Source organism: Halomonas sp. AOP7-B1-5 (assembly GCF_052353045.1).
GTDB classification, from domain to species: Bacteria; Pseudomonadota; Gammaproteobacteria; order Pseudomonadales; family Halomonadaceae; genus Vreelandella; species Vreelandella colorata.
The window spans coordinates 1-4,660 of record NZ_JBQTDC010000079.1 but is presented as its reverse complement, the minus strand read 5'-3'; the positions used below and the strand labels follow the sequence as shown (position 1 = coordinate 4,660).

The window sequence follows — 4,660 nt, the reverse complement described above, 5'->3', positions numbered from 1 at the left end:
CAATCGCCAATGAGGTATGTCATCAGGATAGGCGGTGGCATCGTGTGCGATACCTAACAAATCAAGCCGTGCGGCCCGCTGAGCGTTTTTATCGCTGAACGTATAGTCCAGCAACACCGCCAGCCACAGCGGCGCCTCGGCGTCCTGTAGAGCTCTGGGGCGTGGCATTAAAATTCATCCTCGTTAATCAACTCAAACACCTTTCGTTTGGCATGGGTAAGGTCATTGTGAGCCAGTACGTGCCAGTCATACGCTTCCGTACCGGGACCCATTTCCTGGCCCACCGCGCATCGATCGCGTTCATAGCGATACCGCGTCCCGCCGGGGGATTGCCATTCGGTGACGTTATCACCGCTAAACGCGGGTTTGAGATCACTGATTTTGCGAAGCGCCATAGCCAGGTACTCAGGTCGGATTAATGACTACAATTGTAGTTTATAAGCGTGATAATATCACGCTTATTTTAGCTCAAACAAAGAAAAGCCCGACCCTTTCGGGTCGGGCGGAATTCTTACATCACGTCCCTGCAAGCACTGATGAGCGTCCTGCTCAACCATCCGTGGCATCATTGAGCCAACTCCGGCTCGTTCTTCCTAAAAAGTAGCATCCCTGCTTAACAAGCGTCACTGTCACACTTTCCCATGTGAATAGCTACAGCATAGTTAATCAGTTAAGAATCTCCATACTTTTATCTCAGTGATAGATGTGAAATTTTCACGCCTATAGTCATAAAATCAAGATTATTCGCCTTATCTTGAGTTTTGCGAGGGTAGGGTTTTGATGCCGCGCAGCGGCATGGAGCGAAGCGGTAACAGGGTTTGGTGGGCGCAGCCCACTGTACTGCTAAACCGGGGTTGTTGACGATCCGCACGATACTGGTGCGCGATAGCGCCCACCCAAAGCGGTGCAGGTGCGTAGCACCTAGAAGCCGCTGCCGCGCCTCTGGCGCGTCATCATGAGGCAGCCCGAAGGGCTGGGCGGAGCGGAGCGGAGGGTAGGTGAGCGCATACGCGCTCTTTTCTGTACCTTTTTCCTTTTCCCTTTTAGGGCGTTATAAGATATTGATTTTAAATAGTAATTCGACTTAAAAAGGGACAAATTGATGGTTAAAAGGGGACAAATTGATGGTTAAAAGGGGACAAATTGATGGTTGTAAGGGGGACAGATTGATGGTTTTATGTGACAACTACTGACAATGTCACATAAATGGATGGCCATGCAGTCTCCGCAGGTCTACAAAGCCAACGCCCTGGTTGAAGCGTCCTACCGCCTCAGCCTCTACGAACAGCGTATCGTACTGGCCTGTATCGCTCAGGTTCGTAGAGATGAGCCGTTGACCGACCAGCAGCTCTACATAGTCAGTGCCCAGCAGATCGCCGAAATGACGGGGACCAAACTGGGCACGGCTTACCAGAACCTCAAGGCTGCTTCAGAGCGCCTTTTTGAGCGGCGTGTGACGCTGCACGAACCCCCCAACGGTAAGAGCGGGGGCAAGGTACGGCTTACACGCTGGGTGCAGGAAGTCGTTTACCAAGAGGATCAGGGCACCGTATCACTTCGTTTCAGCCAACCGATGGTGCCTTACCTGTCTCAGCTCTCAGCGCAGTTCACACGCTACGCTCTAGCCGATGTGGCCAAGATGACCAGTGCCCACGCCATCCGCCTCTACGAGCTGCTGTGCCAGTGGCGCGACGCCGGAAAGCGTGAAGTAGAGCTGACTTGGTTCCGTGACGCACTCCAGCTGGAGGATCGCTACAGCAACATCCGCGACCTCAAACGCCGCGTGATCGAGCCTGCCGTCGAGCAGATCAACGAGCATTCGCCAATGTGGGTGAAGTGGTCACAGCGCAAAACCGGGCGGCGCGTCTCTCATTTGGTGTTTACCTTCGGCGAGAAGCCCTCAGAAAATCCCGTGAAGGCACAAAAACCTAAAACCAGTGGAAACGCCAAAGGGAAGGACAAAAACGCCTCTGGGGCCATCTACGGCATTCCTAGGGCCATAATCGAAGCCAAGGCGCGGACAGGGGAAAGTTACGAAGACGCCGCCTTACGACTGCTCATCGAAGCCAAGCAGCGGTAGGTGTCACAGCCCGAAACCATGATCCCGGTTCCGCACCAAGGTACGCTGCTGGAGCAAGTCAGCGATGCCCTTAACCTTGGCCGGGTCGTCTTTCATGTCAGCCAGCACGCGCCGCTGTGCCGCTTCGGGCATGGCGTTGTAGCTATCAACCTGCTCTCGCAGCGGTTGCGGTGTGTCCTTCCAGTCGCTGCTGCTGTCTCTGTAGCCAGCCATGCCAAGCGAGCGCTTCCGGCAAAGCGCCGTGAACTCATTGACGATGGGTTCAGCCTGCTTGTGACGCGCCTCACGCTGTCGAGCCAATTCGGCCTGCTGCTGGGCCTTGCGCTGCTGTTGGGCCTGCTGGGCAAGCCGAGCTTGATAGTCCTGAACCGTCTGTTTCACTGCATCCGTAAGGCGGTCAGCTGCTCGGTCAGCGCCTCGAAGCGCTTGGTCAGTTTGTCGACCGCTGCCGCGTTCCTCTGGTCGCTCTGGTGCAGTGCTCGGCGCAGCTCCTCGCTGTCGTTCTGCTGCTCGACCAGCACCTTTTGCAAGCTCTGTAGCTGCCTTGATAAGTCGCTCACTAGCCGCTCTGAATCGAGCTGCTGCTGCTCTAACTGCCGCAATAGCAGGGTTTCCAGTTCCGTCATGGGTTAATTCCTTGTGTTCGTCAGCTCGACTACCTGCGTCCCGTCTTCTTCCATGTTCCCTATCCAAGCTTCCCCAACCAAGTACGTCGCGCCCTGAATCGTGCGTATTTCCAGATGATCGCCCAACCGAGGCATCGACTCGGCCCGCTGGATCTCCGCGTTCAAGGTCTGTAAGTGCTGGATGCGCTTGTTGATCTGCCAATCGGTCAGCAGGATGCCACTCCCCACCAGGGCGCTGACCGTCAGCATCACGGCCACCGTGATCGCTGCCGGGCGCGTCCAGCTCCGAAGGCCACCGACCTGACTCAACCGCTCGGCCTGTGCCGCTGCCGTGGCTAGGCGCTTCTCGATCTGCTCGATCTGTTGCCGTTGCCCAGCCACGACTGAGTTCAGCTGCTTGCTCAAGCTGTGGTTCAGGTCGTTGATAACGCTCTCGGTGGTATGCCTCGCGGCGGCCAGTTGCTGCTTCAAGGCGTTTTCGTGCTCGCTCAGCTGCGTCTGGGTCACGCTGTCCATCTCGGCCAGCTGCTGCGCTCTGCGCTCGGCGAGCTTCTCGCTCAAGGGTTTGGTCGATGGTCCAGTTGTCACGGTATAGCTCTCCTCGCAGCCGGATGGGCTTGTCTTCGCCATGAGGCCGCACGCTCACATAGTCCTTGCTGGCTCGTGTGATCTCGCCAATGTCGGCCAGCTCTTGCCGTACTTCTTTGGCGTTCGTCACCAGTCCATCAGCGGCGAGCGCTTCGATGTGGGCGGTGATCTCAGCGCGGGTCTTGGGGTGCCTGTCTGGGTGGCTTCGGTGGGGTTCATGGCCGGGCTGTACGTGCCGGAAGCGCTCAGGGTCGTCTGGGCGCGCCCAGCCCTGTGAGTGGTTCCAGTAGTCGCGCAGCGGGTCAAAAGTCTTTTCATGGCCCGGTGGGGCGATGTTCAGCGCCTTGCCCGTCGACAGCTCAACACGGGCGGTCAACGTGTGAATATGGGCCGTTCCGTCTTGTTCTCTGTGCAGAACCGCGCATGTCGCGTACTGGTCGGGATCGAGACCGGCAAACGCGGTGCGCTCAAAATCCTGCACAACCTGGTTAATTTGCTCGGGGGTCGGGTTGTCCTCTGGCGACCAGGCGATAACGCCAGACGTATAGCGCCACTGGTGCGCGCTGGCGTCGGCCACCTCAGCCACTAGGTGCGGGTCGCCACTCAATACCGTTACCTCGGCGCGTTCCTCACCGGTGTGGTCACGCTCACCTAGCAGGTAGTTGACGGCACCGCGAGCGCTGCCCTGACCGTGAGAGAGAAACTTGATATGCACGGCTAGATCTCCTCACCTTGGTCAGCAGGATCGTAGCGGGGCAGCTCGGCCAGTCGGTGCAGCTCTCGCTGCATCGCGGCCAGTTCAGCCAGTAGCCGGGTATGGTCAGCAGGGGATAAGCCCACACTGTTCAGCACGCGAGCCATCTGGTTAATGTTGCTGCCAATGGCGGCTAACTGCCGCAAAAGCACGGGGTCAGCGGTCAGTGTTCTCAACCGTCGAGGCTGTCGGCGTAGCCCCGTTTGCACGGCCTCGGCACCGTCAACACGTTGGCGTAGCCAATCGCTCAACGACTTATCAGCCGCCTTGGCAGACTGCCGCCAATGGGCGGCAGTGTCGTCAGGCAGTCGCAGCGTTACCCGCTGGGAAAGCTGTCGGCGGCTAGGTTGGTCAGGCATGGCCATGCCTCCGGGGGTTGGGGTTCGGGGATTGAAGGGGCAGCGCCCCTCACCAGCCCCTGTCGACAAAGAGCGTCAGCGATTTTGTCAGACAGGGTAGGCTGGCTTGAAAGCTAAAGCTGACTCTCATAATAGCATATCACTCGATTGTGATGTGTTAAGCTTGGCCGCGACGCTTCCTGAGCCTGCTTTGTAACCGCTTCCAATCTTCCGCCGGCACATACTGCACTGCCCAACGCAGCAGCAGTTCTGC

Annotated in this window: 4 protein-coding genes; 1 reads left to right on the top strand and 3 read right to left on the bottom strand. The window is 57.7% G+C overall.

Annotated features, from left to right (window positions below; all coding sequences use genetic code 11):
• Nucleotides 1–167 precede the first annotated feature (167 nt).
• Nucleotides 168–395 (bottom strand): hypothetical protein, encoded by a 228-nt coding sequence (locus ACT3XD_RS19205; protein ID WP_192539983.1) that lies wholly within the window; start codon nt 393–395, stop codon nt 168–170.
• Nucleotides 396–1,195: 800 nt separating this feature from the next.
• On the opposite strand from ACT3XD_RS19205, the gene ACT3XD_RS19200 reads away from it, so the two are divergent.
• The gene (locus ACT3XD_RS19200; RefSeq protein WP_444280679.1) at nt 1,196–2,080 is read left to right on the top strand and encodes a replication initiation protein; all 885 of its coding nucleotides are present in this window, start codon (nt 1,196–1,198) and stop codon (nt 2,078–2,080) included.
• 3 nt (nt 2,081–2,083) lie between these two features.
• On the opposite strand, the gene ACT3XD_RS19195 is transcribed toward ACT3XD_RS19200, so the two are convergent.
• A complete protein-coding gene (locus ACT3XD_RS19195) occupies nt 2,084–4,009 on the bottom strand; it encodes a relaxase/mobilization nuclease domain-containing protein (RefSeq protein WP_193063639.1) in 1,926 nt (641 codons plus the stop codon).
• A 2-nt stretch (nt 4,010–4,011) separates the two neighbouring features.
• Nucleotides 4,012–4,407, bottom strand: coding sequence for a MobC family plasmid mobilization relaxosome protein (locus ACT3XD_RS19190; RefSeq protein ID WP_193063637.1), 396 nt, complete (start codon nt 4,405–4,407; stop codon nt 4,012–4,014).
• Nucleotides 4,408–4,660: the final 253 nt, after the last annotated feature.

Excerpts from the sequence above, each read along its gene's own strand:
- ACT3XD_RS19205 (WP_192539983.1), bottom strand. The coding sequence starts at position 395 with ATGGCGCTTCGCAAAATCAGTGATCTCAAACCCGCGTTTAGCGGTGAT.
- ACT3XD_RS19200 (WP_444280679.1), top strand. The coding sequence starts at position 1,196 with ATGTCACATAAATGGATGGCCATGCAGTCTCCGCAGGTCTACAAAGCC.
- ACT3XD_RS19190 (WP_193063637.1), bottom strand. The coding sequence starts at position 4,407 with ATGCCTGACCAACCTAGCCGCCGACAGCTTTCCCAGCGGGTAACGCTG.